Annotated in this window: 2 protein-coding genes; one reads left to right on the forward strand and one right to left on the reverse strand. The window is 44.8% G+C overall.

Going from position 1 to position 1,722, the window contains the following annotated elements:
• Nucleotides 1–51 precede the first annotated feature (51 nt).
• Entirely contained in the window at nucleotides 52–1,002 is a 951-nt protein-coding gene (locus F6K20_RS37170) for an aldo/keto reductase (protein WP_008181647.1), read from the reverse strand.
• A gap of 274 nt (nucleotides 1,003–1,276) precedes the next feature.
• Between F6K20_RS37170 and F6K20_RS37175 the strand changes: the two genes are divergently transcribed.
• Nucleotides 1,277–1,722, forward strand: a 446-nt coding sequence (locus F6K20_RS37175; RefSeq protein WP_287298219.1) for a hypothetical protein, incomplete at its 3' end; no start/stop codon positions are given.

Raw genomic sequence — 1,722 nt, forward strand, 5'->3', positions numbered from 1 at the left:
TTTCCCGACAACTGCGGCGAAGTCTATTGTAGGGGCGCTTTCCTTGAGCTTTCATTTTAACCAAGGGCGAGTCACTTGTTCCAACTGACTAACATCCTCCTGACTCAAAGCCCAACCCAAAGCCCCTGCATTGTCTTGCACCTGCTGTGCGGTCTTAGCACCGGGAATCGGGATTACTCCATCTTGAGCAATCAGCCAGTTAAGGGCAACTTGAGCTGGTTTTCGCTCATACTTTTCCCCTAACTGACTCAGTAGCTTTAGCACAGGGGCAATTTTTTCTAAACCACTTTTGCTAAAGCGGGGGTCAATAGCCCTAGCTCCAGTGGGTTTGATATATTTCTCTACCGTATACTTGCCAGTGAGTAACCCTTGAGCTAAGGGACTGTAAGCGAGAATAGTCACACCTAACTGACGCGCTTTATCAAGAATACCGTTGCTCTCAATTTTCCGATGCAACAGAGAATATTGCACCTGATTCACCGCTAGGGGTATGCCACGGGCTGCTAAGTAACTGTGAGCTTCTGCCATTTGCTTAGCGGAATAGTTACTGACACCAACTGCTCCAATCCGACCACGCTTCACTTCATCAGCTAGAGCATTCATCAAGGTCTGTTGGCTGATCAAGAAACTAAAAGGCATATGTACTTGGTACAGTTCCACTTGCTCGACTTGCAAACGTTTCAAACTGTCACTCAAGGCATCAGAAACTGACTGAGCGGTAAATCGCCAGGGTAAGGGAAAATACTTAGTGGCAATCTGGGCTTTCCGTCCCAGCTGCTTCATAAACCGTCCGATCAGGGATTCGGATTCTCCTAGTCCATATACCTCAGCGGTGTCAAAAAAGGTAATTCCAGCATCCAAGGTTGCCTCGAAGGCTTCTTTTACCTGAGTAGTGCCGTAGTCACTGCCATAGTTCCAAAACAGCTTGTCTCCCCATGACCACGTCCCAATTCCCAAGGCTGTAACCATCGGACCATCCTGACCTAACTTGATCGTCTGCATGATAAAAACTCCTTATATTAACATTTCTTAATATTATTTCAGTTTATCGTGGCTTAGTCAGCTATCAGCTTGGTTGAAAGTTGAAAGTTAAAAGTTGAAAGTTGAAAGTTGAAAGTTAAAAGTTAAAAGTTGACGGTTTATAACTTAAGTTTAAACATTAACGATAAACTAGACTGAGCACTGACTCCCTGACGCATTCAGCTATTAAGAAAACTAAGCTAGGAAGAAATTGCGGCTGTTGAAGGCTTGATTTGGGAGCCTGAAAACCTTTATTGTGCTGTGGTGGTGTAATCTGGTTAGTCCTGTGTGGCGTCATTCCCAACAGCACTCTCAAACCCTTGACCAGGGGAAAGGTATGAATATAGACTCATACATCAACATTGAGCAAGAACAAATTACACGCTCCCGCGTGCTGTTTCATAGCATTCGCTTTGATTTAAATCAAGACATTCTTACAAAAATTAAACAAGCACAAGAGACTGGTCACGGCCTTGATATTTCCGGAGAGTTGCTTAGTGATTTACGCCATTTAGCTCTGCTGGATTGGGAAAACCGCCTCCAGTCTGGATTGACCTTTTCTACCTACTATCTACCAGTTGATCGAGCACAGGCACTGATGCGGAGTGTGATTGCCCTTGATGGAGAAATCCTTCACCAGATCAAGAGAGACTGTCTGGAGAATCCCGACTTTTGTTGTCAAATTGCTGACGCTCATTACTG

This window comes from Moorena sp. SIO2C4 (genome assembly GCF_010672485.1).
In the GTDB taxonomy this organism is placed as follows: Bacteria; Cyanobacteriota; Cyanobacteriia; order Cyanobacteriales; family Coleofasciculaceae; genus Moorena; species Moorena producens.